Genomic DNA, 26,237 nt, shown 5'->3' with positions numbered 1-26,237 from the left:
ACGTGCCCTGCAGAGGACGCGCTCGGTTGCTAGTGTCGGGTGCACTGTCGGATGCACGTGCACATGACTGAGGCGGTCGCATGGGCCAGGTGCCGAATGCACGGGACGGCCTGCCCGACGTGACGTGGCGCAAGAGCGCCCGTTCGGGCAAGCAGGGCAACTGCGTCGAGCTCGCGCCGGTGCCCGCGCACCGGGTCGCGGTGCGCAACTCCCGGTTCCCCGAGGGCCCGGCCCTCGTCTTCTCCGCCGCGGAGATGAGCGCGTTCCTCGCCGACATCAAGCGCGGCGCCTACGACGACCTCCTGGGTCCCGACGACATCGCCCTCGTGTCGTGAGGCGCCCGTCCGGGGGCCGATCCATGTGGTTGACCTGCGCTGTCGACGGCGCCGACCACGCCGTCTCGGACGCCGCGTTCCTCGCCGCCCAGGGCGGCGACGGGCGCTTCGAGGCGCTCTGTGAAGCCACGGTCTGGGCGTCCTCGCTCTCCTCTCCCCCGGCCTCGCGCTGCCCGTCGTGCGCCTCGGCCACGGGCGAGGCCGTGGCCGGGACGGGCGACCGCCGCGGCGGGCTCTGGTCGCGCCTCGTGCCCCGCGCGTCGGCATGACCCGCGCGTCGACTCGTTCGGCGTAGATGCGCGACACGGACAGAGCAATCGCTGAGAGACCAGGACCGTTCGGCGTAGAGTAGTCAGTCAGTTCCCGGACGGTCCGCTGCGTCACCCGGACAGTCATCTGTACCCGAACGGCCAATTGCTGAGCGTGATCGCTGTACCTAGGCTCGTGATGTTTTCGAGTTGGCAGCGAGAGGATTCCGTGACCACGGCGGCGACGCGTTCGGGCCCTACAGGGCCTGCTCCCGGGGCCCGGTCGACCCCGGCCGCCGCCGTCCCGCAACCCACCCTGCTCGAGTCCCTGCGTGACCTGCCGGGCCTGGCCCAGGCGCTCGCCCTCGACGCCGGGTCCCCGGAGGGGCGCGTCGTCGCCGAGATCGGCACCGACGAGGGCACCGCGCCCGCGGTCCTCGCCTGGGGCCGCCGCGCCGCCGCCGTCGCGACGGACCGGGACCTCGCCCTCGACGACCTCATCGTCACCACCGACGCGGCGTACCACCTGCTGCGCACCGTCGACGGCACCTGGATCTACCTGCGGGTCCGGCGCGACGAGGGCAACCTCGCCGTCGCCCGCCGTCGCCTCGCGGCCGTCACGACGGCCTCTGCCGTGCCTGCGATGCCCGCCGTGCCGGCGGGTCCGGCCGTGCCGGCCCCTCCCGCGCCGGCGAGCTCCACCCCGGCCCGGCCGGTCGGGCTCCCCCCCGGCCGGTCGTCGACGGCGCCCGTGCCGGCGTCGTCCACGGCCCCCTCCCCCGCGGCCCGACGGGACGCCCGGCCGGACCGCCGACCCGCCGACCCGCCGGCAGCGCGGGACGCCCGGACGTCCGCGTGGCCGACCGGCGTCCCGGCCCGGCCGGCGGCCTCGGTCGCTCCGGCGGCTCCCGCGGCTCCCGCGGCCCTCGCGGCGGCCCCCGCCTCGCTGCGCGTGCTGCCCGCGCCGTCGGGCCCGTCGGCCGCCCCGTCGGCGGCCCCGTCGGCACCGTCCTCCGTGCCGGCCTCGCCCCCGCCGGCGCGGTCCCGGACGCCGACCGATCCCCGGTCGACGCCCTCGGCCACGCCGCCCCGATCGGCACCGACCGCGGCACCGACCGCGGCACCGACCGCGGCACCGACCGCGGCACCGTCACCGTCGCCGACGACGCCGTCCGCACCCGCGGCGCCGTCCGCCCCGGCGGCTCCGGCCTCCGCGGCCCCACCACCGACCACCCCGGCCCCGCCGGCCGCGGTGGCCCTGCCGGCACCCCGCCGGCCGCCGGGGGCATCGTTGCCCGCCGCGGTCCGCACGCCGGCTCCCGACGCCACCGACGGCGACCCGGGCTCGTCCCCGCCGCGGGACTCGGCCGGTGTGCTCGGCCAACGCTGGCGCACCGACCCCGAGACCCTGCGGCGGGTCCTCGCCGGCCTGCTCCGCCTGGGCCGCCCCCAGGCGGCGCTCGCCGGCTCCACCCCCGAACCGACCACGACCCGCTCCCCCGGAGCGACCCCGACACGGAGGAATCCATGAGTGACATCGAGTACGCCCTCAACGCGGCCGCCAACATCAAGGGCGCGTTCGCCGTGGCCATCGTCGACTACGACAGCGGCATGACCCTCGGCTCGCGGGGCGGCAGCGCCGAGTTCGACCTCGACGTCGCCGCGCCCGGCAACAGCGAGGTCGTCCGCGCGAAGTTCGACGTCATGCAGAAGCTGGGCCTGCGCGAGACGATCGAGGACATCCTCATCACCCTCGACACGCAGTACCACCTGATCCGGCCGATCTACGGCAACCCGGACGACAAGATGTTCTTCTACCTGGTGCTCAACCGCCAGCAGGCGAACCTCGCCATGGCGCGCCGCGACCTGAAGATCATCGGTCAGCGCTTCTACCTCGACGACCCGTCGCAGGCGCCGGCCGTGCCCCAGCAGGACCAGGGCTACTACCAGCAGGTCGGCCGGCGCTGACGCCGGTCGGTCGAGGGGAGCGGCGAGGGTGGGCCGACACCGCCACCTGACGTGCGTGCGGTCGGACGGGCTGTCGGCGGTGCTCCGCCCGCTGCTCGACGACCGCCGCATCGTCGCCGCCACCCTCGTCGACGCCGACAGCGGACTCGTCCTCGACGGCTGGGTGGAGGACGCCGGCGAGCACCCCGCGCTCGCCGACCTCGAGCTGCTGGGCGCGGCCCACGCCGACATGGTGCGGGCCGCCCTGGCGGTCACCCCGGCGCTCGCGGAGCTCTCCGTGAACACCGACGACGGTCACCACCACCTGCTCCACGCCGTGCCCGACCCGCACGGTGAGCGGCTGGTGGTGGCCGTCGTCGTCCGCGGCGCCTCCCGCCACGTGGCGAAGGCCCGGCTGCGCCTGCGGACGGTGTCGGTCGAGGCGCTCACCGCCGGGCCGACGCTCGCCCGGCGTCCGGTCGACGGCAGCTGGGTCGTCGACGACCCGACCCCGAGCACGCCCGCCCCGGACGACGACGGGGAGGACGCCGGGGACGACGCAGCCGACGCCGCAGGGGCCCCGGAGCCCACTCCCACGCCGACCGCGGCCCCGCTCTCGGCGATGGCCCCCCGCGGCGCCACCACCCCGTCGCCGGACACGACACCCGCGTCGCGGACGATCGCCTCGGTGGCGTCGCCGCTGGTCACCGGCGTGTCCGAGCAGATCTCCTCGCCGCTGGTCCCGCTCAGCGACGCACGGCGAGGGACAGCGCGAACCGGCCCTGCGGGTCGGTGAACCAGCCGTCGTGGGCGAACCCCGCGGCGGCCAGCTCCGCGCGGATGCCCTCGCGCGTGAACTTCGTCGATATCTCGGTGCGCATCTCCTCGCCCGCGGTGAAGTCGATCTCGAGGTCCAGCTCGGGCACCCGCACGTGCATCGCCCGCCGGGCCCGCAGCCGCATCTCGATCCGGCTCGCCTGCGGCACCCAGATGGCGAGGTGCTCGAAGCCGTCGGGGTCGAAGTCGGCGCCGAGCACGCGGTTGAGTACCGCGAGCACGTTGAGGTCGAACGCCGCGGTCACGCCCTCGGCGTCGTCGTAGGCGGCGACGAGTGTCGCCTCGTCCTTGGCGAGGTCGGTGCCGACGAGGAACGCCTCCCCCGGGTCGAGCGCGTCGGCGAGGGCGGCGAGGAAGGCCTGGCGGTCGCCGGGCTCGAAGTTGCCGAGCGTCCCGCCGAGCAGGGCCACGATCCGCCGCCCGTCGCGGGGGATGCTGCGCAGGTCGCTGGTGAAGTCGGCGACGACGCCGTGCACGTCGAGCCCCGGGTAGGCCGCGACCAGCCCCGGCACCGCCTCCTCGAGCGCCGCCGGCGACACGTCCACCGGCACGTAGCGCCGCAGCGTGCCCGCCCGCTGCAGGGCGTCGAGCAGCAGCGGGGTCTTCGACGACGACCCCGACCCCAGCTCGACGAGGGTGTCCGCGGCCGCGGCGCGGGCGATCGTGTCCGCGTGCGCCGTGAGGGCCTCGCGCTCGGCGGTGAAGGGGTAGTACTCCGGCAGCGCGGTGATCTGCTCGAACAGCTCGCTCCCCCGGGCGTCGTAGAGCCACTGCGGGGTGAGCACCTTCGGGGTCGAGGTCAGACCGCGCCGCGCGTCGGCCCGGAGGGCGGCCTCGGCGTCGGCTTCGGTGAGGTGTACGTCGAGCGCGGGCAGGCTCATCGGTGTCGGGTCACGTCCTGGGGTCGGGGCACGCCCACGGGTCGGGGCCTGCCGTTCACGGCGTCGGGAACGGAGGAGCGCGGCTACAGCGCCGTGACGGTCACGGCGGGCGGGTCGTGCGGTGTGCCCGGCCGGGCTGCGAGCAGGGAGCCGTCGGGGACCGCGACCCACGCGTCGTCGAGGTCGAGGGGTTCGGAGGCGACGGTGACCGCGCCGTCGGGGTGCGTCCGGTACGAGAGCGCGTGGTCGACGGCGGTGGCGACGATCTGCTCGCCGTCGCCGAGCAGCAGGTTCAGCCGGGAGCCCGGCGCGGCCGCGAGGGTGTCGGCGACGACGCCGGCCAGCGCGTCGGCGGGGTCCTTGCCGGCGGCGAGGCGGGCGCGGACCAGGGCCCAGAGCAGGGCCGAGTCGGTCGCGGCGTCGAGGGTCAGCAGGTCGACCGGCGCCAGCGTGGCGGCGAGGTCGGCCATGGTGTGCGGCCAGCCGCGCACGACCCCGTTGTGGCTGAAGAGCCGCCCGTCCGCCCGGAAGGGCGCGCACGCGGCGGTGGACACGGGCATGCCGACCGTCGCCGAGCGCACCGCGGCGACGAGCGCGGTGGTCTCCACCGCGGCGGCGAGGTCGAGGAACGACGCGTCGGTCCACATCGGGTCGTCGCGCCGGTACAGCGCCGTCCGTGCGTGATCTTCTGAGCTATCGCTGAGAAGATCACGCACGTACCAGCCCACCCCGAACCCGTCGGCGTTGACCGTGCCGCCGCCGCGCATGTCGGTGGGGGCGTAGCTCTGGACCAGCAGGGCGTGGGGCGGCTCGGTCAGCAGCGACGCGAGCGTCACCGGCGTCGGGCCCACATGGGCCAGGTGGCGGCACACGGTGGGTCAGGCGTCTCGGGCGCAGCGGAAGCCCGAGAAGATCTGCCGGCGGATCGGCAGGTCCCAGTTGCGGAAGGTCGTGCGCGCGTTCGGGGTGCCGACGCCGAACGACGAGCCGCGCAGCATGCGGAAGTCGCCACCGAAGAACACCTCGGAGTACTCCTTGTACGGGAAGGGCTCGAAGCCCGGGTAACCGGAGAACCCCGAGTCACACCACTCCCACACGTCGCCGACGAGCTGGTGCACGCCCAGCGGCGACGCGCCCGCCGGGTAGGCGCCGACCGGCGCGGGCTGCAGGTGGCGCTGGTCGAGGTTCGCGCGCTCGGGCGTCGGGTCCTCGTCGCCCCACGGGAAGCGGCGGGTGGTGCCGGTGGCGTGGTCGTAACGCGCGGCGAACTCCCACTCGGCCTCGGTGGGCAGGCGCTTGCCCGCCCACGCCGCGTAGGCCGCGGCCTCGTGGAAGCACACGTGCAGCACGGGCTGGTCGGCCGGGATCTCCTCGCGCACCCCGAACGACGTCCGGTACCAGCGCCCGTCCTCGCGCTCCCACGTCATCGGCGCGGTCCAGCCCTCGGCGCGGATGTGCTCCCAGCCGGCCTCGGACCACAGCTCGCGGCGGGAGTAGCCGCCGTCGTCGACGAACCGGGCGTACTCGGCGTTGGTCACCGGCGCCGCGTCGAGCCAGAAGTCCGCCACGGTCACCGGGTGCGCTGGCTTCTCGTTGTCCAGCGCCGCCGGCTCGTCGGAGGTGCCCATGGGGAACGTCGCGCCCGGGTGGAACACCTCCGTGCCCGCGAGGCCCGGCACCACCGCGGGCGGCGGCGGGTCGGCGTGCAGCACCGGCGCGCCGGCGCGCAGCTGGTGGGTGGCGAGCATCGTCTCCACGTGCTGCTGCTCGTGCTGCACGATCATGGAGAACAGGAACCCGCCAACGAGCGTGCGGCGCTCGTCGAACGCGCCGGCCTCGAGGTGCTCCAGCGCGCGCTCGCGCACCCGGTCCCCGTAGACGCGTGCCTCGGCGGGGTCGAGCAGCGGGAGCTGCGTGCGGCCGGCCCGCGGGTTGGTGAAGGCGTCGTAGAGGCCGTCGACGTCCTCGCGCACGCCCTCGGTGATCTCGCTGGTGGGCGACCCCCGCCGCACCAGCCAGAAGTCCTCCATGTTCGCGATGTGCGCGACGTCCCAGTGGAACGGCGACATCAGCGGCGAGTGCTGGCGCGTCATGTCGGGGTCGCCGGGAGCGAAGACGTCGTGGGTCAGCGCCCGGGTGCGGGCGCGGGCCGCGGCCAGCTCGGCGGCGAGGCGGCGGCGCAGGGCTGTGATCTCGGCAGGGTCGGTGCGGTCGGGTGCGGGGTCCGTGGCGGTCACGGTCGCTCACCTCCGGGTCGGGTGCCGTCGGGGGTGTCCAGGGGCTCCAGGGTGGTCCAGGTGTCCAGGACGACCGGGTCGTCGACCTCGTCCGGGATCACCGGCGCGGGGTCGGGCGGGAGGAAGGTCTCGGCCGCGTCGAGCGGCTCGTCGGCGGGGCACCGTCCGCGCAGGACGCGCTCGGCGATGACGCGGTCGACGAGCTCGAGCACGTCGGGCGGCAGGTCGGCGAACGCGGGGCCGGCGAGGGTGCGGTGGGCCTGCTCGAACAGGTCGCCGGCGGCGCGGCGCAGCACCCGGTCGGCGAGGCCGTGCCGGGCGGCGGCGGCCCACCGGCCGACGGCGGGCTCGGCGGCGGCGCGGGCCCGGTCCACCGTCGCCGGGTCGTGCATCAGCGCGGCCACGACGGCCAGCGGCACGACCCACTCGTCGCCGGCCTGCTGGTCGAGGTAGCGCACCTCGAGGTGGCCCTGCGGCCGCACGGGCGGGAACAGCGTCGTCAGGTGGTAGTCGAGGTCCGCGCGGCCGGGCGGGGGCGCGAGCGCGCCGTCCACCCACTGCGCGAACGTCGCGTCCGGCGCCGCCCACGAGTCGCCGTCGGCACCCTCGCGACGCACGCACAGGAGCCGGGTGTCCAGGGCCCGGCGGGCGTAGTCGGCGGCGGGATCGGGACCGAGGACGCGGGGCGGGCCGGTGCGCTCCGGGTCGAGGGCCATCCAGGCCGCCCAGCGCGACGACTTCCAGCCGGTGCGCCGTCCGTGCACCGCCGGGGAGTTCGCGAACGCGGCGAGCAGCACGGGTCCGAGCTCGTGCAGCGCGGCCCAGCGGCGGGCGACGTCCCCGCCCTCGCCGGCGTCGACGCACACCTGCACCGCGGTGGTCGAGCACATCATCGTGCGCCCGTGCGGACCGATGCGGTCGAAGGTGGCCTCCATCGCCGCGTAGCGCGGGACCTGCAGGATGCGGCGCGGCGGGCGCAACGCGTCCCCGGCGCGGGGGGCGGTGACGAGGCCCTCGGTGGCGAGGAGCCCGCGCAGCGTGGCGTGGTCGGCGCGCACGGCGCGGACGAGGGCGCCGAGGCCGGGCAGGGGCGGGCTGGCGATCTCCACCTGGCCACCGGGCTCGACGGTGATCACACCGCCCGCGGGCAGCGGGGCGGGGCCGGAGCCGTTCGACGGCGGGTGGGGCGAGAGCGTGGCCGGGGCGTGGGGGCCGAGGGCCCGGGCCAGCCGGTCGGGGTCGACGGGGCGGGTGGGGTCGTCGTGGTGGCGGACGAGCCATTCGAGCTCGGTGCCGACCAGCCGCGGCGGCCCGTGCTTGAAGCACACCGACGCCACGTACGCCTCGGCCGCCGCCCGGTCGGGGACCGGACCGTTCGGGTCGATGGCCACGCGGCCCCGGACGGCCGCGCCGTCGGCGCTGCTGGAGCGCACGGAAGGTGCCGGCACGGGGCCTCCTCATCGACCGGCACCGGCGGCGAGCGCCGGCGCCGCTGGTGGACGCACACGGACTGCTCGACGACGCTACACGCGGCCCGGGCCCCTCGCAGGGGCCCGCGACCGGGTCGTCCCGGAGGCGAACACCACGCCGAGTGATCGTTCACGCCGCCGCGCGGGGCGGCGCGAACTGGGTGTGGTAGAGGTCCGCGTAGCGGCCGCCGCGCTCGAGCAGCGTGGTGTGCGTGCCCTGCTCGACGACGCGCCCGTGCTCCACGACGGCGATCGTGTCCGCGGCGCGGACCGTCGACAGGCGGTGCGCGATGACCACCGAGGTGCGCCCGACGAGGGCCTCGGTCAGCGCCTCCTGGACGGCCTGTTCCGACTCCGAGTCCAGGTGGGCGGTGGCCTCGTCGAGGATCACCACCCGCGGCGACGCGAGCAGCAGGCGCGCGATCGTGAGGCGCTGGCGCTCGCCGCCGGAGAGCCGGTGGCCCCGCTCCCCCACCACCGTGTCCAGCCCCGCCGGCAGCTCGTCGAGCAGCTCCCCGAGGCGGGCGCGGACCATCGCGGCGCGCAGCTCCTCGTCGGTCGCGTCCGGCGCGGCGTAGCGCAGGTTGGCACGCACCGTGTCGTGGAAGAGGTGTCCGTCCTGGGTGACGACGCCCACGGCGCCGCGCAGGTCGGCGAAGGAGAGGTCGCGCACGTCGACCCCGCCGATCGTGATCTGCCCCTCGTCGACGTCGTAGAGCCGCGGCAGCAGCGACGCGATGGTCGACTTCCCGGCGCCCGACGGCCCGACGAGCGCCAGCATCCGCCCGGGCGCCACCTCCAGGTCGACGCCGTGCAGGACCTCGTGGCCGCGGCGGTCGTCGAGCCGGGTGACCTCCTCCAGGGAGGCCAGCGACACCGACGACGCCGACGGGTAGGTGAACCGCACCCCGCGGGCGGCGACCCCGAGCGGGCCGGCGGGCAGGGGCGTGGGGTGCTCGGGCTCGGTGAGGGCGGGCTGCAGGTCCAGCACCTCGAACACGCGCTCGAAGCTCACCAGCGCGCTCATGACGTCGACGCGGGCGGTCGAGAGCGCCGTCAGCGGGGCGTAGAGCCGCGTGAGCAGCAGCGCGAGGCTGACGACGGTGCCGGCGTCGAGCTGCCCGGTGACCGCGAACCAGCCGCCGAGGCCGTAGACCAGCGCCTGGGCCAGCGCGGCGACGAGGGTGAGGCAGGTGAGGAAGACGCGGCTGACCATGGCCGTGCGGACCCCGACGCCACGGACCCGGTCGGCCCGGTCGCCGAACTCGGCCGCCTCCGCCTCGGGGCGCCCGAAGAGCTTGACGAGGGTCGCGCCGCCGGCGGAGAAGCGCTCGGTCATCTGCCCGGTCATCGCCGCGTTGAGGTCGGCCGACTCGCGCTGCAGTGCGGCGATGCGCCGCCCCATCCGCCGGGCGGGCAGCAGGAAGACCGGCAGCAGGACCAGCGCCAGCAGCGTCACCTGCCACGCCAGCGCCAGCATGACGACGACCGCGAGCACCAGCTGGATGACGTTGGTGACGAGGCCCGAGAGCGTCGAGGTGAAGGCGCGCTGGGCCCCGATGACGTCGTTGTTCAGACGGCTGACCAGCGACCCGGTGCGCGTGCGCGTGAAGAACGCCAGCGGCATGCGCTGGACGTGCCCGAACACCGCGAGGCGCAGGTCGTAGATCAACCCCTCACCGATCCGCGACGACAGCCACCGCTCCCCCAGCGTCAGCCCGGCGTCGACCACGGCGAGGCCGGCGATGACCAGCGCCAGCGTGACGACGACCGACGCGTCCGAGCGGCCCGTGATCGCCGTGACGACCCGCCCCGCGAGCACGGGCGTGGCCACGCCGATCACCGCCGACGCGGTCGCCAGCAGCAGGAAGACCGCCAGCATCCGGTGGTGGCGCGCGGCGAAGCGCCAGATGCGCGGCAGCGTCCCCTTCGGCACCGACCGGGGCACCTGATCCGCCCGGGCGGCGGACATCATCAACGACCAGGCGTCCAACGCCGGCTCCCGTCGCTCGTGAGGACCGAGTACCCCGCGAGCGTGCGACCTCGACCAAGGTCGAGGTCAAGCGGACGGACGCGGCGCGGGGCCGGCGGGTGGTGGTCCGCCGGGTCCTCTCGGCGAGCGGGTACCCCGGGGACGGGGCGGTCGCGCTACTTCTTCTTCGTGCGCGTGGCGCCCCCGCGCCCCCGCAGCGTGACCCCGGACTCCGACAGCACGCGGTGCACGAATCCGTAGGAACGGCCGGTCGACTCGGCCAGGGAACGAATGCTCGCGCCCTTCTCGTACTTCTTCTTCAGGTCCGTGGCGAGCTTGTCACGCTGGGTGCCGGTGATCCGAGCACCCTTCTTCAGATCGGCCATCTCGATCTCACCCCTCGTCCGACCGCAGGTCCGGTCGACCCATGGTGATCGAAAGTGGGGGTGTGCGCCACGGCACAATTCCCGTGATCGGTAAGCGGTTGGGCCGATCGGCCTGATCGACGGCCGTTCGTCGGATCCTTCGTGTCGTGGCCTAACGAGTCGGGCCACGCCCCCGCCGATCCGGGCTACGCCAGCTCCACCAGTTCCAGGTGCTCGGTGGAGAAATGGTCCTCGGTGCCGTCCGGCAGCAGGATCACGCGCTCCGGCTCCAGCGCCTCGACCGCGCCCGGGTCGTGGGTCACGAGCACCACCGCGCCCTCGAAGCGCCGCAGGGCGTCGAGCACCTTCTCGCGGCTGGCCGGGTCGAGGTTGTTCGTGGGCTCGTCGAGCAGCAGCACGTTCGCCGCGCTCGACACGAGGCCCGCGAGCGCGAGGCGGGTGCGCTCACCCCCGGAGAGGGTGCCGGCGGGCTGCTCGAGCTGCTCGCCGGTGAACATGAAGGCGCCGAGCAGGGTGCGCAGCTGCTGCTCCCCGGTGTCCGGGGCGGCGCTGCGGGCGTTCTCCCAGACCGTGCGGTCCATGTCGAGCGTGTCGTGCTCCTGCGCGAAGTAGCCGGTGCGCAGGCCGTGGCCCGCCAGCACCTCCCCGGTATCCGGGGTCTCCGCGCCGGCGAGGATCCGCAGCAGCGTCGTCTTGCCCGCGCCGTTGAGCCCGAGGATGACCACGCGCGACCCGCGGTCGACGGCGAGGTCGACGCCGGTGAACACCTCGAGCGAGCCGTAGGTCTTCGACAGGCCCTCGGCCGTCATCGGCACGCGGCCGCACGGGGCCGGCGACGGGAACCGGATGTGCGCGACCTTGTCGTCCACCCGCTCGGCGTCCAGCCCGTCGAGCATGGCCTGCGCGCGGCGCGCCATCTGCTTGGCCGCGACCGCCTTCGTCGCCTTGGCGCCCATCTTCGCGGCCTGGACCTGCAGCGCGCCCGCCTTCTTCTCGGCGTTGGCGCGCTCGCGACGCCGGCGGGCCTCGTCGTCGGCGCGCGCCTGCTGGTACTTCTTCCAGCCCATGTTGTAGGCGTCGAGCTCGCCGCGCGTGGCGTCGAGGAACCACACCTTGTTCACCACGTCGCCGATGAGCTCGGTGTCGTGGCTGATCACGACCAGCCCGCCCTCGTGCGCGGTGAGGAACGACCGCAGCCAGCCGATCGAGTCCGCGTCGAGGTGGTTGGTGGGCTCGTCGAGCAGCAGCGTGGTGCCCGCGTTGCCGCCCGCGTCGCCGCTGGCCGCGAACAGGATGCGCGCCAGCTCGACGCGCCGGCGCTGGCCGCCCGAGAGCGTGCGCAGCGGCTGGCCCAGCACCCGGTCGGGCAGGCCGAGGTTCGAGCAGATGCGGCCGGCCTCGCTCTCCGCGGCGTAGCCGCCGAGGTCGGCGAAGCGCTCCTCGAGGCGCCCGTACTTCGCGATGGCCCGGTCGCGCGCCGCGTCGTCGGCGAGCTCGGCCATCGCGGTCTGGGTCTTCTCCATCTCGCGCAACAGCTCGTCGAGGCCGCGCGCCGAGAGCACCCGGTCGCGCGCGAGGACGGTGAGGTCGCCCTCGCGCGGATCCTGGGGCAGGTAGCCGACGGGGCCGGTGGAGCGGATCACGCCGCCGTAGGGCTCGCCGACCCCGGCCAGGGACCGCAGCGTCGTCGTCTTGCCCGCCCCGTTGCGCCCGACCAGCCCGATCCGGTCGCCCGGCTGGACGCGCAGCGTCGTCCCCGCGAGCAGGACGCGGGAGCCGGCGCGCAGCTCGAGATCGGTCGCGGTGATCACGGGGGAGGTCCTCGAGGACGGGGATCGGTGCGGGCGCCGATCGGGAACACGGCGCCACGCTGACCCTCCCAGTGTAGGCGGGCCCCACACCCGGATTCGGCTCTAGGGTGCGCGCATGACCGAGGCCACTCCCCCCGCCCAGGATCTCGCCGGCCGCTCCGCGCTGGTCACGGGCGCCAGCCGGGGCATCGGCCTCGGCGTCGCGCGCCACCTGCTCGACCGCGGCGCGAGCGTCACCCTGACCGCCCGCAAGCCGGGCCAGCTCGACGAGGCGGTGGCCGAGCTGGACGAGCCCGACCGGGTCCTCGCCGTCGCCGGCAACTCGGGCGACGCGGCCGCCCGGGCGCGGGCGGTCGACGCCGCGGTGGAGCGCTTCGGGTCCCTGGACGTGCTGGTCAACAACGCCGCCACCAACCCGCAGTACGGCCCGCTCATGGAGGCCGACCTCGGCGCGGTGTCGAAGATCTTCGACGTCAACGTCGTCGCCGCCCTCGGCTTCGTGCAGGAGGCCCACCGGGCGTGGATGGGCGAGCACGGGGGCGCGGTGGTCAACATGGCCTCGGTCGGCGGATTCCGCTCCAGCGGCGTGATCGGCGCGTACGGGGCGTCGAAGGCGGCGCTGATCCGGCTCACCGAGGAGCTGGCGTGGGAGCTCGGGCCGTCGATCCGCGTCAACGCCGTCGCGCCCGCGCTGGTCAAGACGCGGATGGCCGAGGCGCTGTGGTCGGGCCAGGAGGACGAGATCGTCGCCCGCTACCCCATGCGGCGCCTCGGCACGACGGGCGACGTCGCCGCGCTCGTCGGCTTCCTCGTCTCCGACGCCGCGGCGTGGATCACCGGCGAGACCGTGCGCGTCGACGGTGGCCTGCTCGCGACCGGGAGCACGTGACCGGATCACGTAAACGGCCACCTCAACCGCGGACGGGCAGAATGGTGGTGATCGGGAGGGTGGTCACATGGGCCTCTTCAGCAGGTGGCGCCGCGGCGGCGGTGGGAGCGGTGTCGGTGCCGGGGGGCAGCGTCAGGTGCTCGACCGCGAGGCGACGGGCGCGGATCTCGAGCACCTCCGGGCCTTCGCGCGCAGCCGCGAGGGCGTCGCGTTCTACGTCGAGCCCGAGACCACGGCCACCGACACGACGGTCGTCGCCGTGGCCTTCGACGGCGAGTGGACCCGCCGGCGCGTCGGCACCCCGAAGGCGGCGGAGAAGCTGGCGCGCTCGGTGAAGGTCGCGTGCCACGACGTCACGGTCACCGGCTACCCGCCGGAGATGCGGCGCTGGAACGCGCGGGCGAAGGCCGACCGGGCGGCGCTCGAGGAGATGACTCGGGCCGAAGCCGACCAGGCGTCGGAGCGGGACCGCGACCGGTGAGCCCCGGTGCGGCCGTGCCGGTCGCCGACGTGGTCGTGGCCGGAGCCGGTCCCGCCGGCCGGTCGCTGGCGCGCGCCTGCGCGGCGCGCGACCTGCGCACCCTCATCGTCGACCCGAGGCCCCACCGCCCGTGGACGCACACCTACGGCGCCTGGTCCCACGAGCTGCCCGACGACCTGCCCGGCGAGGTCGTCGCCGCCCGCGGGCGGGGGGTGGCGATCGCCCAGCGCACCCACGAGCTCGACGACGAGTACGTCGTGCTCGACACCGCGGCGCTGCAGGCGCACCTCACCGACCCGGCCGTCGCCGTGCGCCGCGCCCGGGGCGTCGGTGCGGTGCCGGCCGGGCCGGGGCGGCACCCCGCGGTGCTGCTCGACGACGGCACGAGCGTCACCGCCCGTGTGGTCGTCGACGCCACCGGCGCCCGCCAGGCCCTGGCCCGCCGCGGCGCCGCGCGCGAGCTCGACGCCGGGCCGCCGCGCGCCGAGCAGACGGCGTTCGGCGTCGTCGTGCCGCGCGAGGTGGCCGCCCGCGTCAGCGGGGACCGGCTGCTGTTCATGGACTGGCGTCCCGCGCACGGCCGCCCGGGCTGGCCGACGTTCCTCTACGCGGTCCCCCTCGACGCCGAGCGCGTGCTGCTCGAGGAGACCTCGCTCGCCCGCCGCCCCGGGCTGCCGATGCCCGAGCTGCGCGCGCGGCTGCGGGCCCGGCTGCGCGCCGCGGGCCTCGCCGAGGCGGAGATCCCCGACGAGCCCGCCGACGTCGAGAAGGTGCGCTTCCCCGTCGACTCGCCGCGGCACCGCTCCCCGTCGGGCGTGGTCGCGATCGGTGCCGCCGACCCGCTCGTGCACCCGGCGTCGGGGTTCAGCCTCGCGACGTCGCTGCGCCTGGCGCCGCGCCTGGCCACCGTGCTCGCCGACGCGCTGCGCGGGGGCACCGAGCCGGTCGGGGTCGCCCGCGCGGCCCGGCGCGTCATCCGCTCCCCCGGCGCGGTCACCGTGCACGCCCTGCGCCGCCGCGGGCTGGAGACGCTGCTGGCGATGCCGCCGGCGGAGGTCCCGGCGTTCTTCGAGCGCTTCTTCACCCTCCCGCCGGCGCACCGCCGGGCGTATCTCGACGCGCGCGAGGACGTCACCGCATCGGTGGCGGCCATGTCGTCGTTGTTCGGTCGGCTGACACCGCGGCTGCGCGCCCACCTGATCAGGGGAACGCTCCTCGGGGCCCGGAGCGTCCGAACGGAGCAGTAGCGGTACGCTCGTGAACCGGCATCGTGACGGGTTCGTGACCCGCCACCGACGAGAAGGGGCCGCCATGGGTGCCTACCAGACCGTGGCCGTCGGGACGGACGGCTCGGAGTCGTCGTACCGCGCGGTCGACCGGGCCGCGACGATCGCGGCCGACGCGAAGGCGCTGCTGCTGATCATCTGCGCCTACAAGCCGGCGAAGTCGACCGGCGAGGCCGAGCAGGCGCTCGGCGAGGACGCGGCGTTCCACGTCGTCGGCTCGACGCCGGCCGAGGAGACGCTGCGCGACGCCCGCGAGCGCGCCGCCGCCAAGGGCTCGGTGGAGATCGACACCGTCGCGGTCGAGGGCGACCCGATCGACCGCGTGGTCGAGGTCGTCGCCGACCGCAAGGCCGATCTGGTGGTCGTCGGCAACCGGGGCCTCAACAGCCTCGCGGGGCGGCTGCTCGGCTCGGTCCCGCAGGGCATCTCCCGCCGCGCCGGCAGCGACGTCCTCATCGTCCACACGACGTGACGCCCGGTCCGGACCCCGCCTCCCCCGACCCCGAGCGGTGGGCGCGGGCGCAGGAGCGGATCGAGGATCTGCTCCTGCGCGGACCCCGGACCATGACGCGCGGCGAGGTGCAGCAGCGCACCGGGTTCACCCCGGAGCACACCGCGCGGCTGTGGAGCGCGCTGGGCTTCCCGGCCACCGCCGACGACGTCCGCGGGTTCGCCGAGGCGGACGTGGACGCGCTCGAGCTGTCCGGGCGCCTCCTCGAGGAGGACACGTTCGACGAGGCCGAGGAGCTCGCCGTCGCGCGCGCCCTCGGCCAGGGCCTGGGCCGCCTCGCGGAGTGGCAGGCGACGCTCGTGCGCCGCACCATCGCCGACACGGGCAAGGCCCACGACCCGGACGCGATCGTCGAGGCCGTCGAGGCGCTCGTCCCGACGCTGGAGAAGCTCCAGTCCTACGTCTGGCGCCGCCACCTCGCCGTCACCGCCGGCCGGATGCTCGCGACGCTCGCGCACCCGCCCGAGGACGGGTCGTCGGAGAACCGCGTGGTCGTGGGCTTCGCCGACATCGTCGGGTTCACGAGCCTCAGCCGGAAGGTCGACGAGGTCGAGCTGCGCGCGCTGCTCGAGCGCTTCGAGACCGTGGGCACCGAGGTCGTCGCGCGGCGGCACGGACGGATCGTCAAGACCCTCGGCGACGAGATCCTCTTCGTGGCCGACCGGGTCGAGGACGCCGTGGACATCGCGTTCCGGCTCCACGACGAGGTGCCCGACGACGACGGCCACCCGGCCCTGCGCGTCGGCCTGGCGCTCGGCGAGGTGCTCCCCCGCTACGGCGACGTGTACGGGCCGGTGGTGAACATCGCCAGCCGGCTGACGTCCGAGGCCCGCCCGGGCACGGTGCTGATCGACGAGGACCTCACCGAGGCCCTGCGCGCCACCGACCTGGACCTCGACATCCGCGCGGTGCCCCAGCTCTCGGTGCGCGGCTACCGCCACCTGCGCCCGCACGTGGTGCGCGAGCGGGGTTAGCAGCGAACGCGCTGTTCGCGGCTTCTAGGCGCCCGAAGTCCCCGTTGATCACCGCCGGTGGTCCGGTGCTAGACGGTGAAGCCGAGCGCGCGGAGCTGCTCGCGGCCGTCCTCGGTGATCTTGTCCGGACCCCACGGCGGCATCCAGACCCAGTTGATCCGCACGTCCTTGGCCAGTCCCCCGCCCGGGCCCTGGGTGAGGGCGGCGCGGGCCTGGTCCTCGATGACGTCGGTCAGCGGGCAGGCCGCCGAGGTCAGCGTCATGTCCAGCGTGACGACGGGACCGGCGTCATCGCCGTGGACGTCGATGCCGTAGAGCAGGCCCAGGTCGACGACGTTGATCCCCAGCTCGGGGTCGACGACGTCGCGCATCGCCTCCTCGAGGTCGTCGACCGAGGGCAGGTCGGTGCTGGTCGCGGGCGCCTCGGGCATCCCGGCCGCGCCGCGCGTGACGGTGTCGTCGCTCATGAGGTACCTCCAGCTTGAGCCTGGGCCACGGCGTCCTTGAACGCCAGCCAGCCGAGCAGCGCACACTTCACGCGCGCCGGGTAGGCCGCCACGCCGGCGAAGGCGACGGCGTCGTCGAGCACGTCCTCGTCGGGCTCCACCTTGCCGCGACCCTGCACCATCGTCTGGTAGGCCTCGAGCGTCTCGAAGGCCTCGCCGACGGTGTGGCCGACGAGCAGGTCGTGGGCCACCGAGGTCGCCGCCTGGCTGATCGAGCAGCCGAGCGCGTCGTACGACAGGTCCTCGACCTTGGCGTCGAGCCCCTCGCCGCCGGTGAGGTGCACGCGCACGGTCACCTCGTCGCCGCAGGTCGGGTTGACGTGGTGGACCTCGGCCTCGAACGGGTCGCGCAGCCCGCGCCCGTGCGGGTTGCGGTAGTGGTCCAGGATGATCTCCTGGTACATCGAGTCGAGCTTCATGCCGAGCCTCCCCGGAGGGGTTCGGAGGGCGGAAGCACCCCGAAGAACTCCTGGGCCCGACGCACGCCGGCCACGAGCGCGTCGACCTCCTCCATCGAGTTGTACACGTGGAAGCTCGCGCGGATCGACGCCTGCACGCCGAACGCCCGGTGCAGCGGCCAGGCGCAGTGGTGGCCGACGCGGACCGCGATGCCCGAGTCGTCGAGCACCTGCGAGGCGTCGTGCGGGTGCAGGCCCTCGATGGTGAACGCGACCGCGCCGCCGCGGGCCTCGGTGGTGCGCGGGCCGACGATCGAGACACCGGGGAGGTCCTGGAGCTTCACCAGCGCGGCCCCGGTCAGCTCGTTCTCGTGGGCCTTGACGGTGTCCATGCCGATCGCGGACAGGTAGTCCACGGCCGCGCCCAGCCCGATGGCCTGCGACGTCATGGGCACGCCGGCCTCGAACCGCGCGGGAGGCGGGGCGTAGGTCGAGCCCTCCATCCGCACGAGCTCGATCATCGAGCCGCCCGTGAGGAACGGCGGGAGCGCCTCGAGCAGCTCGGCGCGCCCGTAGAGCACGCCGATCCCCGACGGCCCGAGCATCTTGTGCCCGGAGAACGCGGCGAAGTCGACGCCGAGGGCGTGGAGGTCGACCGGGGCGTGCGGCACCGACTGGCAGGCGTCGAGCACCGTGTAGGCGCCGACCGCGCGCGCCCGCCGCACCAGCTCCTCCACCGGCGGGACGGTGCCCAGCACGTTGGACTGGTGGGTGAACGCGACGACCCTCGTCCGCTCGTTGATCACCGAGCGCGCCTCGTCCGAGTCGAGGTCGAGACGCCCGTCGGGCGTCACCGAGAACCACCGCAGCGTCGCCCCGGTGCGCCGGCAGAGCTCCTGCCAGGGCACGAGGTTCGCGTGGTGCTCCATCTCGGTGGTGACGACCTCGTCGCCCGGCCCGAGGCGGAAGCGCTCCGCGGCCTGGTCGACGCCGTCCCCGACCGAGGCGTTGCTCATCCCGTAGGCGACGAGGTTGATCGCCTCGGTGGCGTTCTTCGTGAACACCACCTCGTGGATGTCGGCGCCCACGAAGGCCGCGATCCGCTCGCGCGCGGACTCGTAGGCGTCCGTGGCCTCCTCGGCCAGGGCGTGGGCCCCGCGGTGCACGGCGGCGTTGGACGTCTCGAGGAACGTCCGCTCCGCGTCGAGCACCTGGCGGGGACGCTGGGACGTCGCGCCCGAGTCCAGGTAGACCAGCGGCTTCCCGTCCCGAACGGTGCGGCTCAGGATGGGGAAGTCCTCGCGGATCTTCGCGACATCCAGGGTCGCACCCCCGGCGGACGTGCCAGCGGTGGGTGCGATGGCGGTCATGCCGGCTGCTCCTCCTTGGTGCCCGTGAACCGCACGTACCCGTTCTCCTCGAGCTCCTCGGCGAGCTCGGGGCCACCGGACTCGGCGACCCGGCCGTTCACGAACACGTGGACCCTGTCCGGCGCGATGTAGCGCAGGATCCGCGTGTAGTGCGTGATCAGCAGGACGCCGACGTCCGAGGAGGCCTTGTAGTCGTTGACGCCCTTGCTCACGACGCGCAGCGCGTCGACGTCGAGACCCGAGTCGGTCTCGTCGAGGACGGCGAACTTCGGCTTGAGCAGCGCCATCTGCAGCACCTCGTGGCGCTTCTTCTCGCCACCGGAGAAGCCCTCGTTGACGCTGCGCTCGGCGAACGCCGGGTCGATCTCGAGGTCGGACATCGCGCCCTTGACCTCCTTGACCCAGTGCCGCACCTTCGGCGCCTCGCCGCGAGTGGCGGTGGCCGCGGAGCGCAGGAAGTTCGACATCGAGACGCCGGGCACCTCGACGGGGTACTGCATGGCGAGGAAGAGACCGGCGCGGGCGCGCTCGTCGACCTCCATCGCCAGCACGTCCTCGCCGTCCAGGAGGACCTGGCCCTTCGTGACCTGGTACTTCGGGTGGCCCGCGATGGAGTAGGCGAGCGTGGACTTGCCGGAGCCGTTCGGACCCATGATCGCGTGGGTCTCGTTCGAGCTCACCGTCAGGTCGACGCCGCGCAGGATCTCCTTGGGACCGGACTCGGTCTCGACCTCGACGTGCAGGTCGCGGATCTCGAGGGTGGACATCAGGCCTCTTTCACTACTCGTCCGTGTGGTGGGTGCTGCGGGTGCTCAGCTGTTGATGGCTTCGAGCTCGGCCTCGATGGCCGCCTCGAGCCGGTCGCGCAGCGCGGGGACGCGGACCTTGGCGATGACCTCGCCGAAGAAGCCGCGGACCACGAGCCGGCGCGCCTGGGCCTCGGGGATCCCGCGCGCCATCAGGTAGAACAACTGCTCGTCGTCGAATCGTCCCGTCGCGCTGGCGTGGCCCGCGCCGACGATCTCGCCCGTCTCGATCTCGAGGTTCGGCACCGAGTCGGCGCGGGCGTTGTCGGTGAGCAGCAGGTTGCGGTTGAGCTCGTAGGTGTCGGTGCCCTCGGCCGCCTTGCGGATCAGCACGTCGCCGATCCAGACCGTGTGGGCCGCCGTCCCGCCCTCGGCACCCTGCAGCGCGCCCTTGTACATGACCCGCGAGCGGCAGTGCGCCACCGAGTGGTCGACGAGCAGGCGCTGCTCGAAGTGCTGGCCGGCGTCGGCGAAGTACAGGCCGTCGAGCTCGACGTCGCCGCCGGGCGCCCGGTAGTTGATGACCGGGGACAGCCGCACGAGGTCGCCGCCCAGCGTCACCGACGTGTGCCGGATCGTCGCGTCGCGGCCGACCGAGAGGTGCTGGGCGCCGACGTAGACGGCGTCGTCGGCCCAGTCGTGCACCTCGACGACCTCGAGCTTCGCGCCGTCGGCGACGACGAACTCGGTGTTGGCGGCGACCGTGCCCGAGCCGCGGTGGTCGAGCACGACCACGGCCTCGGCGTGGTGCTCCAGGCGCAGCTGCAGGTGCGCGAACGCCACCTTCCCCTCGCCCGGCCCGGTGACCGTGACGGTCAGCGGCTCGTCGTCGGAGCGCGCCTCGTTGACCACCACGACGTGGGCCCGGTCGAACGACGACCACGCCTGCGCCGCGACACGGTCGGCGGGGATGCCGCCGTCGCCGAGGCGGGCGTCGTCGCGCCCGACGGTCTCGAGCCGCGTGCCGGACCCGGCGAGGTCCGACGCGCTGTCGCCGAAGCCGGCCTGGACCGACACGGTGACGACGCCGGCTGGGCTCGAGACGCTCGCCGAGCCGTCGTGCAGGCCGCGCAGGCGCCGCAGCGGCGTGAACCGCCACTGCTCCTCGCGACCGCGCGGGACCTCGAACGCCTCCACGTCGTAGGACGTGTGGCGCTCCTCCCACGGCGCGGTCTTCGGCGACGACGCGGTCTTGATGCCCGGGTCCACGTCGAGGACCGGGGAGCCGGGGGCGGTCGTCGTGCCGCCCCCGGTGCTCGCAACAGGTCCAGCCAGATCCGAATCCTGGGCCGTCATCCGACAGCGCCCTCCATCTGCAGCTCGATCAGGCGGTTGAGCTCGAGCGCGTACTCCATGGGCAGCTCGCGCGCGATGGGCTCGACGAACCCGCGCACGATCATCGCCATGGCCTCGTCCTCCGTGAGGCCGCGGGACATCAGGTAGAAGAGCTGGTCCTCGCTGACCTTCGAGACCGTCGCCTCGTGGCCCATCGTCACGTCGTCCTCGCGGACGTCGACGTACGGGTAGGTGTCGCTGCGGCTGATCGTGTCGACCAGCAGCGCGTCGCACTTCACCGTCGACCGCGAGTGGTGCGCGCCCTTGTTGACGCGCACGAGGCCGCGGTAGCTGGTGCGACCGCCACCGCGGGCCACCGACTTCGAGATGATCGTCGACGACGTGTGCGGCGCGAGGTGCACCATCTTGGCGCCCGCGTCCTGGTGCTGGCCCTCGCCGGAGAACGCCACCGAGAGCACCTCGCCCTTGGCGTGCGGCCCGGTCAGCCAGACGGCCGGGTACTTCATGGTCACCTTGGAGCCGATGTTGCCGTCGACCCACTCCATGGTCGCGCCCTCTTCGGCCTTGGCACGCTTGGTGACCAGGTTGTAGACGTTGTTCGACCAGTTCTGGATGGTCGTGTAGCGGCAGCGGCCGCCCTTCTTCACGACGATCTCGACGACCGCGGAGTGCAGCGAGTCCGACGAGTAGATCGGCGCCGTGCAGCCCTCGACGTAGTGGACGTAGGCGTCCTCGTCGACGATGATCAGCGTCCGCTCGAACTGGCCCATGTTCTCGGTGTTGATCCGGAAGTAGGCCTGCAGCGGGATGTCCACGTGGACGCCCTTGGGCACGTAGATGAACGAGCCGCCGGACCACACCGCCGAGTTCAGCGCGGAGAACTTGTTGTCGCCGGCCGGGATGACCGAGCCGAAGTACTCCTCGAACAGCTCCGGGTGCTCGCGCAGCCCGGTGTCGGTGTCCATGAAGATGACGCCCTGCGCCTCCAGGTCCTCGCGGATCTGGTGGTAGACGACCTCGGACTCGTACTGCGCCGCGACGCCCGCGACCAGGCGCGCCTTCTCGGCCTCCGGGATGCCGAGCTTGTCGTACGTCGCCTTGATGTCGTCGGGCAGGTCCTCCCAGCTGGCGGCCTGCTTCTCCGTCGACCGGACGAAGTACTTGATGTTGTCGAAGTCGATGCCCGAGAGGTCCGAGCCCCACTGCGGCATCGGCTTCTTGTCGAACGTGTTCAGCGCCTTGAGCCGCAGCTGGAGCATCCAGTCCGGCTCGTCCTTCTTCTGCGAGATGTCACGCACGACCGCCTCGTTCAGGCCGCGCTGCGCGCTCGCCCCGGCGACGTCGCTGTCGTGCCACCCGAACTGATAGGTCCCGAGCGCCGCGAGGGTCTCCTCCTGGGTGAGCTCGGGCGTCGGGGCGGTGGTCCGCTCCGCGGAGGTGGTCATACGACCTGCCTTCCCTTGACGTCGGTGGTGGTCGGCTGGGGAACGTGGGTGGTGCACGCGGCGTCGCCCCGCGCGATGGTCGACAGCCGCTGGACGTGGGTGCCCAGGAGCTCGGCGAAGACCTCGGTCTCCGCCTCGCACAGCTGCGGGAACTCGGCGGCCACGCCGGCCACCGGACAGTGGTGCTGGCAGAGCTGCGCGCCCGTGCCGCTGCTGGGCCGCGACGACGCCGCGTAGCCCTCGCGGGACAGCGCGCCGGCCAGGGCCTCGACCCGGGCCGCACGGTCGTCCTGTGCCTCGACACCCTCGCGGTGCTCGGCGAGGAGCCCGAGGATGCGCCGGCGGGCGAACGCGCGGACCGCGTCCTCCCCCGCGACGCCCGCGAGCTCGCGCAGCGCCGCGACGGCGAGCTCGGCGACGTCGGCCTCGCCGCGCCCCGCACGCCGGCGGCCCTGCTCGGTGAGCAGGTGCTGGCGCGCCGGACGTCCGCGGCCGCGACCCGAGGCGCGGGGGGCGTCCCTGGTGGCCACGGTGCCGTCGGCGACCAGGGCGTCGAGGTGGCGACGCACCGCCGCGCCCGAGAGCCCGAACTCCCCGGCGAGGTCCATCGCCGTGGTGGGGCCGTGCTCGAGCAGCCGGCGGACGATGAGGTCCCGCGTCCGGCCGTCGTGCCCGTCGACGCCGCTCATGGTCCCCACCTCCTGCACGATCGTTGAGGGTCGCCTTGCTTTTTGACAACACCAGTCTTGCGTATTTGTCGGCGCCCGGCAAAGCGGCCCCCCGGATCGGGCCGGTGATCGCGCTCACCCAGGGTCACCTCACCTGCGCCCACCGTCCGGGTAGGGCGGGCGGGGGTCGCGGTCGCGCTCGGTATCGTCCCGATCCGTGACCGGCGCTGCGCAGGCCCTGCAGGCGCCTGCCGACGTGCCCGGGGACGCCCCCGCCGTCACGCCCCCGGGGGCCACGCCGCCCCCGCCGACGCCCGACGAGCGGCGGCGCCTGCGGAACGTGCGCCGGTTCGGGACCACCGGCTCGCTGCTCATGGCCATCGGCGCGCTGGGCTGCGGGGCGACGCCCGCGCCGGCGTACAACCCGCTGCTCGGCACGCGGGTCCTCGGCCTGTGGGGCCGCATGCCGACGGTGTCCCTCACGCTCGCCTACCTGGGCATGGGCATGCTCGTGCTCGCCTGGCTGTGGCTCGGGCGGCTCGCGTGGCCGGGGCGCGTGCGCCTGTCGGTGCGCCAGCTGACCCGCATCCTCGTCATGTGGATGGCGCCGCTGGCCGTGGCCCCGCCGCTGTTCTCCACCGACGTCTACGGCTACCTCTCGCAGGCCGAGGTCGTCTCCCGCGGCTTCGACCCCTACATCTACGGCGCCGCGCAGGCGCTCGGGCTCTCGGACCCGCTGGTCGCGAGCATCCCGACGATCTGGCGCACCACGCCGTCGCCGTACGGGCCGGGGTTCCTGACGTTCGGCCGCCTCATCACCGGGATCGCCGGCGACGACATCGTGCTCGGCGTCTACCTGCACCGCGTGCTCGCGCTCGCCTCGCTCGGCCTCGTCATCTGGGCGGTGCCGCACCTGGCGCGCCGCGCGGGCGTCGAGCCGATCGCGGCGCTGTGGCTCGCGATCAGCCCGTTGGTGCTCTTCCACCTGGTCAGCGGCATCCACAACGACGCCATCATGCTGGGCGTCGTCCTCGCCGGCATGGAGATCGGCATGCGGCGCTCCTGGGTGCTCGGCGCGCTGCTCATCGGGCTCGGCGCCTCCGGGAAGATCCCGGCGGTGGTGGCCCTGGGGTTCCTGGCCGCGCACGTGGCGCACGAGCGCGGCGGGGGCTTCCCGCGCCTGCTGCGCTACGGCACGGCGGTCTCGGTGCTGGGGCTGGGCACGGTCGCCGCGGTGTCGGTGGGCAGCGGGCTGGGCTTCGGGTGGATCCAGGCCCTCGCCGTGCCGAACCTCCTGCGCAGCTGGCTCTCGGTCACCACCGACCTCGGCGTGCTCGGCGGCTGGCTCGGCGGGTTGCTCGGCCTCGGCGACCACACCGAGGCCGTCCTCGACCTCACGCGCGCCGCGGGGCTCGGCGTCGCGGCCCTCGTGTGCGTGCTGCTCGTCTTCATGGTGCTCAACGGGCGCCTGCACGCCGTCGCGGGCATGGGCTACGGGTTCGGCGCGGTGTTCCTCGCCGGCCCCGTGCTGCACCCCTGGTACCTGCTCTGGGCGATCGTCCCGCTGGCGGCGTCGGTGCGGAACCCGAGGATCCGCGGGTTCGCGGTCGCGATCTGCGCGATCGTCGCCCTGCTCGTGCCGCCCACCGGCGCCGACTTCTCGTTCCGCACCTACCAACTGCCCATGGCCATCACCGCGGCCGCCCTGCTCGCCCTCGTGCCGCTGGCCGCGGTGCGCGGACGCGTGCCGCGGACCCCGGCCACCTAGGCTGTCGTCCGTGTCGGGAGCCGTGCGCGCGCTGGAGGTGCGCGACCTCGTCGTGCGCTACCAGGGACGCGCGGCGGTCGACGGGCTCGACCTCGACCTCGCGCCCGGCCAGGTCCTCGCGCTGCTCGGGCCCAACGGCGCGGGCAAGACCACGACGGTCGAGGTGTGCGAGGGCCTGCGCGGCCGCGACGGGGGCGAGGTCCGGGTGCTCGGCACCGACCCCGCCGGCGCGCCCGACGCCCTGCGCGCCCGGATGGGCGTCATGCCCCAGGGCGGCGGCGCGTACCCCGGGGTGCGCGTGCGGGAGATGGTCGGGCTCGTCGCGACCTGCTCGGCACACCCGCTCGACCCCGACTGGCTCGTCGAGACCCTCGGGCTCGCCTCCTGCGCCCGCACGCCCTACAAGCGGCTCTCGGTCGGCCAGCAGCAGCGCCTCGCCCTGGCCTGCGCCGTGGTCGGGCGCCCCGAGCTGGTGTTCCTCGACGAGCCCACCGCGAGCCTCGACCCGCAGGGCCGGCGCCTCGTGTGGGACCTCGTGCGCGCGCTGCGCGCCGACGGCGTGGCGGTCCTGCTGACCACGCACCTCATGCAGGAGGCCGAGACCCTCGCCGACCACATCGTGATCATCGACCACGGACGCACCGTCGCCGAGGGCTCGCCCGACGACCTCACCGCGGCCGGCGCGGACCGCGAGCTGCGCTTCCGCGCCGCCGCCGGGATGGACCTGCGCCTGCTCGCGGACGCGCTGCCCGAGGGGTGCACGGTCTCCGAGCCGACCCCGGGCAGCTACCTCGTCGAGGGCTCCATCGACCCGCAGGTGCTCTCGACGGTGACGTCGTGGTGCGCGCGCCAGGGCGTGCTCGCCGACGACCTGAGGGTCGCCCGCCGCAGCCTCGAGGACGTGTTCCTGGAGCTCACGGGGCGGGAGCTGCGGTCGTGAGCTTCGAGGCAGGCACCTTCACCCCCGCCCCGGGTCGGGGCGCGCTGGGCCGGATGCTCGGCACGCAGGTGCTGCTCGAGACGAAGCTGGCGCTGCGCCAGGGCGAGCAGGTGCTGCTCACCCTCGTCATCCCGCTCGCCCTGCTCATCGGGCTGACGCTGCTGCGCGTCGTCCCGCTGCCCGAGCCGCGGCCCACGTCGGCGCTCGGCACGGTCCTCGCGCTGGCGATCATGTCGACGGCGTTCACGAGCCAGGCGATCTCGCTGGGCTTCGACCGCCGGTACGGGGTGCTGCGCCGGCTCGCCGCGACGGCGGTGCCGCGCTGGCTCATCGTGCTCGGGCGCCTGGGCGGGATGGCGGCCGTGGTGTTCGTGCAGGTCGTCGTGCTCGCCGCCGTCGCCGTCGCGCTCGGGTGGCGGCCGGGGGCGGGCTCGCCCGGGTGGGTCGTGCTGCTCGTCGTGCTCGGGACGGCGGCGTTCGGCGCCGTGGGCGTGCTGCTGGGCGGGAGCCTGCGCGCGGAGCTGGTGCTCGCCGTCGCCAACATCGTCTGGTTCGTGCTGCTCTTCGCCGGCGGGGTCCTCGTCCCGGCCGCCGCGCTGCCCGGCCCGCTCGCGACGGTCGTGCAGCTGCTGCCGTCCGGGGCGCTCGCCGAGGGGCTGCGCACGGCGCTGGTGGGCGGCACCCCGTCCACGGCCCACGTCGTCGTCCTGCTCGCCTGGACCGTGGTCGCCGGCGGCATCGCCGTCCGCACCGTGCGCTGGTCCTGAACGCGCCTA

26 protein-coding genes and 1 pseudogene are annotated in these 26,237 nt (G+C 74.5%); 13 read left to right on the top strand and 14 right to left on the bottom strand.

Going from position 1 to position 26,237, the window contains the following annotated elements; all coding sequences use genetic code 11:
• Window positions 1-80 precede the first annotated feature (80 nt).
• From PH190_RS22400 to PH190_RS22380, 5 genes are all read left to right on the top strand, one after another.
• Window positions 81-335, top strand: coding sequence for a DUF397 domain-containing protein (locus tag PH190_RS22400; RefSeq protein WP_274233730.1), 255 nt, complete (start codon window positions 81-83; stop codon window positions 333-335).
• 29 nt (window positions 336-364) lie between these two features.
• On the top strand, window positions 365-604 hold the full coding sequence (locus tag PH190_RS22395) for a hypothetical protein (protein ID WP_274233729.1): 240 nt from the start codon (window positions 365-367) through the stop codon (window positions 602-604).
• 208 nt (window positions 605-812) lie between these two features.
• Window positions 813-2,114 (top strand): hypothetical protein, encoded by a 1,302-nt coding sequence (locus tag PH190_RS22390; RefSeq protein ID WP_274233728.1) that lies wholly within the window; start codon window positions 813-815, stop codon window positions 2,112-2,114.
• A complete protein-coding gene (locus PH190_RS22385) occupies window positions 2,111-2,551 on the top strand; it encodes a hypothetical protein (protein ID WP_274233727.1) in 441 nt (146 codons plus the stop codon). Before PH190_RS22390 ends, PH190_RS22385 begins: the two co-directional genes overlap by 4 nt.
• 28 nt (window positions 2,552-2,579) lie before the next feature.
• A complete protein-coding gene (locus PH190_RS22380) occupies window positions 2,580-3,326 on the top strand; it encodes a hypothetical protein (RefSeq protein ID WP_274233726.1) in 747 nt (248 codons plus the stop codon).
• Here PH190_RS22380 and egtD read toward each other — a convergent pair.
• The 7 genes from egtD to PH190_RS22345 form a co-directional block, all read right to left on the bottom strand.
• Entirely contained in the window at window positions 3,277-4,248 is a 972-nt protein-coding gene (gene egtD / locus PH190_RS22375; protein WP_274233725.1) for an L-histidine N(alpha)-methyltransferase, read from the bottom strand. The genes PH190_RS22380 and egtD overlap by 50 nt on opposite strands.
• 83 nt (window positions 4,249-4,331) lie before the next feature.
• Window positions 4,332-5,120, bottom strand: a complete 789-nt coding sequence (egtC, locus tag PH190_RS22370) for an ergothioneine biosynthesis protein EgtC (protein WP_274233724.1) — start codon at window positions 5,118-5,120, stop codon at window positions 4,332-4,334.
• A 6-nt stretch (window positions 5,121-5,126) separates the two neighbouring features.
• Entirely contained in the window at window positions 5,127-6,485 is a 1,359-nt protein-coding gene (gene egtB / locus PH190_RS22365) for an ergothioneine biosynthesis protein EgtB (RefSeq protein WP_420791692.1), read from the bottom strand.
• Entirely contained in the window at window positions 6,482-7,933 is a 1,452-nt protein-coding gene (gene egtA, locus PH190_RS22360; protein WP_274233723.1) for an ergothioneine biosynthesis glutamate--cysteine ligase EgtA, read from the bottom strand. Before egtA ends, egtB begins: the two co-directional genes overlap by 4 nt.
• 151 nt (window positions 7,934-8,084) lie before the next feature.
• Complete coding sequence (locus PH190_RS22355) at window positions 8,085-9,929, bottom strand: ABC transporter ATP-binding protein (RefSeq protein ID WP_420791695.1); 1,845 nt, start codon at window positions 9,927-9,929, stop codon at window positions 8,085-8,087.
• Window positions 9,930-10,102: 173 nt separating this feature from the next.
• A complete protein-coding gene (locus tag PH190_RS22350) occupies window positions 10,103-10,312 on the bottom strand; it encodes a helix-turn-helix domain-containing protein (protein ID WP_116707459.1) in 210 nt (69 codons plus the stop codon).
• A gap of 185 nt (window positions 10,313-10,497) precedes the next feature.
• On the bottom strand, window positions 10,498-12,123 hold the full coding sequence (locus tag PH190_RS22345) for an ABC-F family ATP-binding cassette domain-containing protein (RefSeq protein ID WP_274233721.1): 1,626 nt from the start codon (window positions 12,121-12,123) through the stop codon (window positions 10,498-10,500).
• A 115-nt stretch (window positions 12,124-12,238) separates the two neighbouring features.
• Here PH190_RS22345 and PH190_RS22340 point away from each other — a divergent pair, with 115 nt between their 5' ends.
• From PH190_RS22340 to PH190_RS22320, 5 genes are all read left to right on the top strand, one after another.
• Window positions 12,239-13,012, top strand: coding sequence for an SDR family oxidoreductase (locus PH190_RS22340; RefSeq protein WP_274233720.1), 774 nt, complete (start codon window positions 12,239-12,241; stop codon window positions 13,010-13,012).
• 136 nt (window positions 13,013-13,148) lie between these two features.
• Window positions 13,149-13,493 (top strand): hypothetical protein, encoded by a 345-nt coding sequence (locus PH190_RS22335; RefSeq protein WP_274233719.1) that lies wholly within the window; start codon window positions 13,149-13,151, stop codon window positions 13,491-13,493.
• Window positions 13,490-14,740: a lycopene cyclase family protein gene (locus PH190_RS22330; protein WP_274233718.1), complete on the top strand. Its 1,251-nt coding sequence runs from the start codon at window positions 13,490-13,492 to the stop codon at window positions 14,738-14,740. Before PH190_RS22335 ends, PH190_RS22330 begins: the two co-directional genes overlap by 4 nt.
• Window positions 14,741-14,804: 64 nt before the next feature.
• Entirely contained in the window at window positions 14,805-15,251 is a 447-nt protein-coding gene (locus PH190_RS22325; protein ID WP_274233717.1) for a universal stress protein, read from the top strand.
• The gene (locus PH190_RS22320; protein ID WP_274233716.1) at window positions 15,248-16,264 is read left to right on the top strand and encodes an adenylate/guanylate cyclase domain-containing protein; all 1,017 of its coding nucleotides are present in this window, start codon (window positions 15,248-15,250) and stop codon (window positions 16,262-16,264) included. The genes PH190_RS22325 and PH190_RS22320 overlap by 4 nt, the downstream gene beginning before the upstream one ends.
• Before the next feature lie 68 nt (window positions 16,265-16,332).
• On the opposite strand, the gene PH190_RS22315 is transcribed toward PH190_RS22320, so the two are convergent.
• From PH190_RS22315 to PH190_RS22285, 7 genes and pseudogenes are all read right to left on the bottom strand, one after another.
• Window positions 16,333-16,731, bottom strand: a complete 399-nt coding sequence (locus PH190_RS22315; RefSeq protein WP_274233715.1) for a metal-sulfur cluster assembly factor — start codon at window positions 16,729-16,731, stop codon at window positions 16,333-16,335.
• Complete coding sequence (gene sufU, locus PH190_RS22310; protein WP_274199228.1) at window positions 16,728-17,189, bottom strand: Fe-S cluster assembly sulfur transfer protein SufU; 462 nt, start codon at window positions 17,187-17,189, stop codon at window positions 16,728-16,730. Before sufU ends, PH190_RS22315 begins: the two co-directional genes overlap by 4 nt.
• The gene (locus PH190_RS22305) at window positions 17,186-18,538 is read right to left on the bottom strand and encodes a cysteine desulfurase (RefSeq protein WP_274233714.1); all 1,353 of its coding nucleotides are present in this window, start codon (window positions 18,536-18,538) and stop codon (window positions 17,186-17,188) included. Before PH190_RS22305 ends, sufU begins: the two co-directional genes overlap by 4 nt.
• Window positions 18,535-19,305 carry a Fe-S cluster assembly ATPase SufC gene (gene sufC, locus PH190_RS22300; RefSeq protein WP_274233713.1) on the bottom strand — a complete coding sequence of 257 codons (771 nt, stop codon included), beginning with the start codon at window positions 19,303-19,305 and terminating at the stop codon, window positions 18,535-18,537. Before sufC ends, PH190_RS22305 begins: the two co-directional genes overlap by 4 nt.
• 45 nt (window positions 19,306-19,350) lie before the next feature.
• Window positions 19,351-20,640, bottom strand: a complete 1,290-nt coding sequence (gene sufD, locus PH190_RS22295) for a Fe-S cluster assembly protein SufD (protein WP_420791691.1) — start codon at window positions 20,638-20,640, stop codon at window positions 19,351-19,353.
• Entirely contained in the window at window positions 20,637-22,085 is a 1,449-nt protein-coding gene (sufB, locus tag PH190_RS22290; RefSeq protein ID WP_274233711.1) for a Fe-S cluster assembly protein SufB, read from the bottom strand. The genes sufD and sufB overlap by 4 nt, the downstream gene beginning before the upstream one ends.
• Window positions 22,082-22,816: pseudogene (locus PH190_RS22285) on the bottom strand (helix-turn-helix transcriptional regulator); the annotation flags it as partial. The pseudogene PH190_RS22285 and the gene sufB, both read right to left, overlap by 4 nt.
• Window positions 22,817-22,970: 154 nt before the next feature.
• Between PH190_RS22285 and mptB the strand changes: the two are divergent.
• From mptB to PH190_RS22270, 3 genes are read left to right on the top strand one after another with little or no spacing between them, the layout of a single operon-like run.
• A complete protein-coding gene (mptB, locus tag PH190_RS22280) occupies window positions 22,971-24,521 on the top strand; it encodes a polyprenol phosphomannose-dependent alpha 1,6 mannosyltransferase MptB (RefSeq protein ID WP_274233710.1) in 1,551 nt (516 codons plus the stop codon).
• Window positions 24,522-24,531: 10 nt separating this feature from the next.
• Window positions 24,532-25,461 carry an ABC transporter ATP-binding protein gene (locus PH190_RS22275; RefSeq protein WP_274233709.1) on the top strand — a complete coding sequence of 310 codons (930 nt, stop codon included), beginning with the start codon at window positions 24,532-24,534 and terminating at the stop codon, window positions 25,459-25,461.
• Window positions 25,462-25,514: 53 nt separating this feature from the next.
• Window positions 25,515-26,228 carry an ABC transporter permease gene (locus PH190_RS22270; protein WP_274233804.1) on the top strand — a complete coding sequence of 238 codons (714 nt, stop codon included), beginning with the start codon at window positions 25,515-25,517 and terminating at the stop codon, window positions 26,226-26,228.
• The last annotated feature ends 9 nt before the right edge of the window (window positions 26,229-26,237 follow it).

It is taken from the genome of Actinomycetospora straminea (genome assembly GCF_028737255.1).
GTDB lineage: Bacteria > Actinomycetota > Actinomycetes > Mycobacteriales > Pseudonocardiaceae > Actinomycetospora > Actinomycetospora straminea.
The sequence above is the reverse complement of the archived record's forward strand: the minus strand, read 5'-3'. Positions and strand labels throughout refer to the sequence as shown.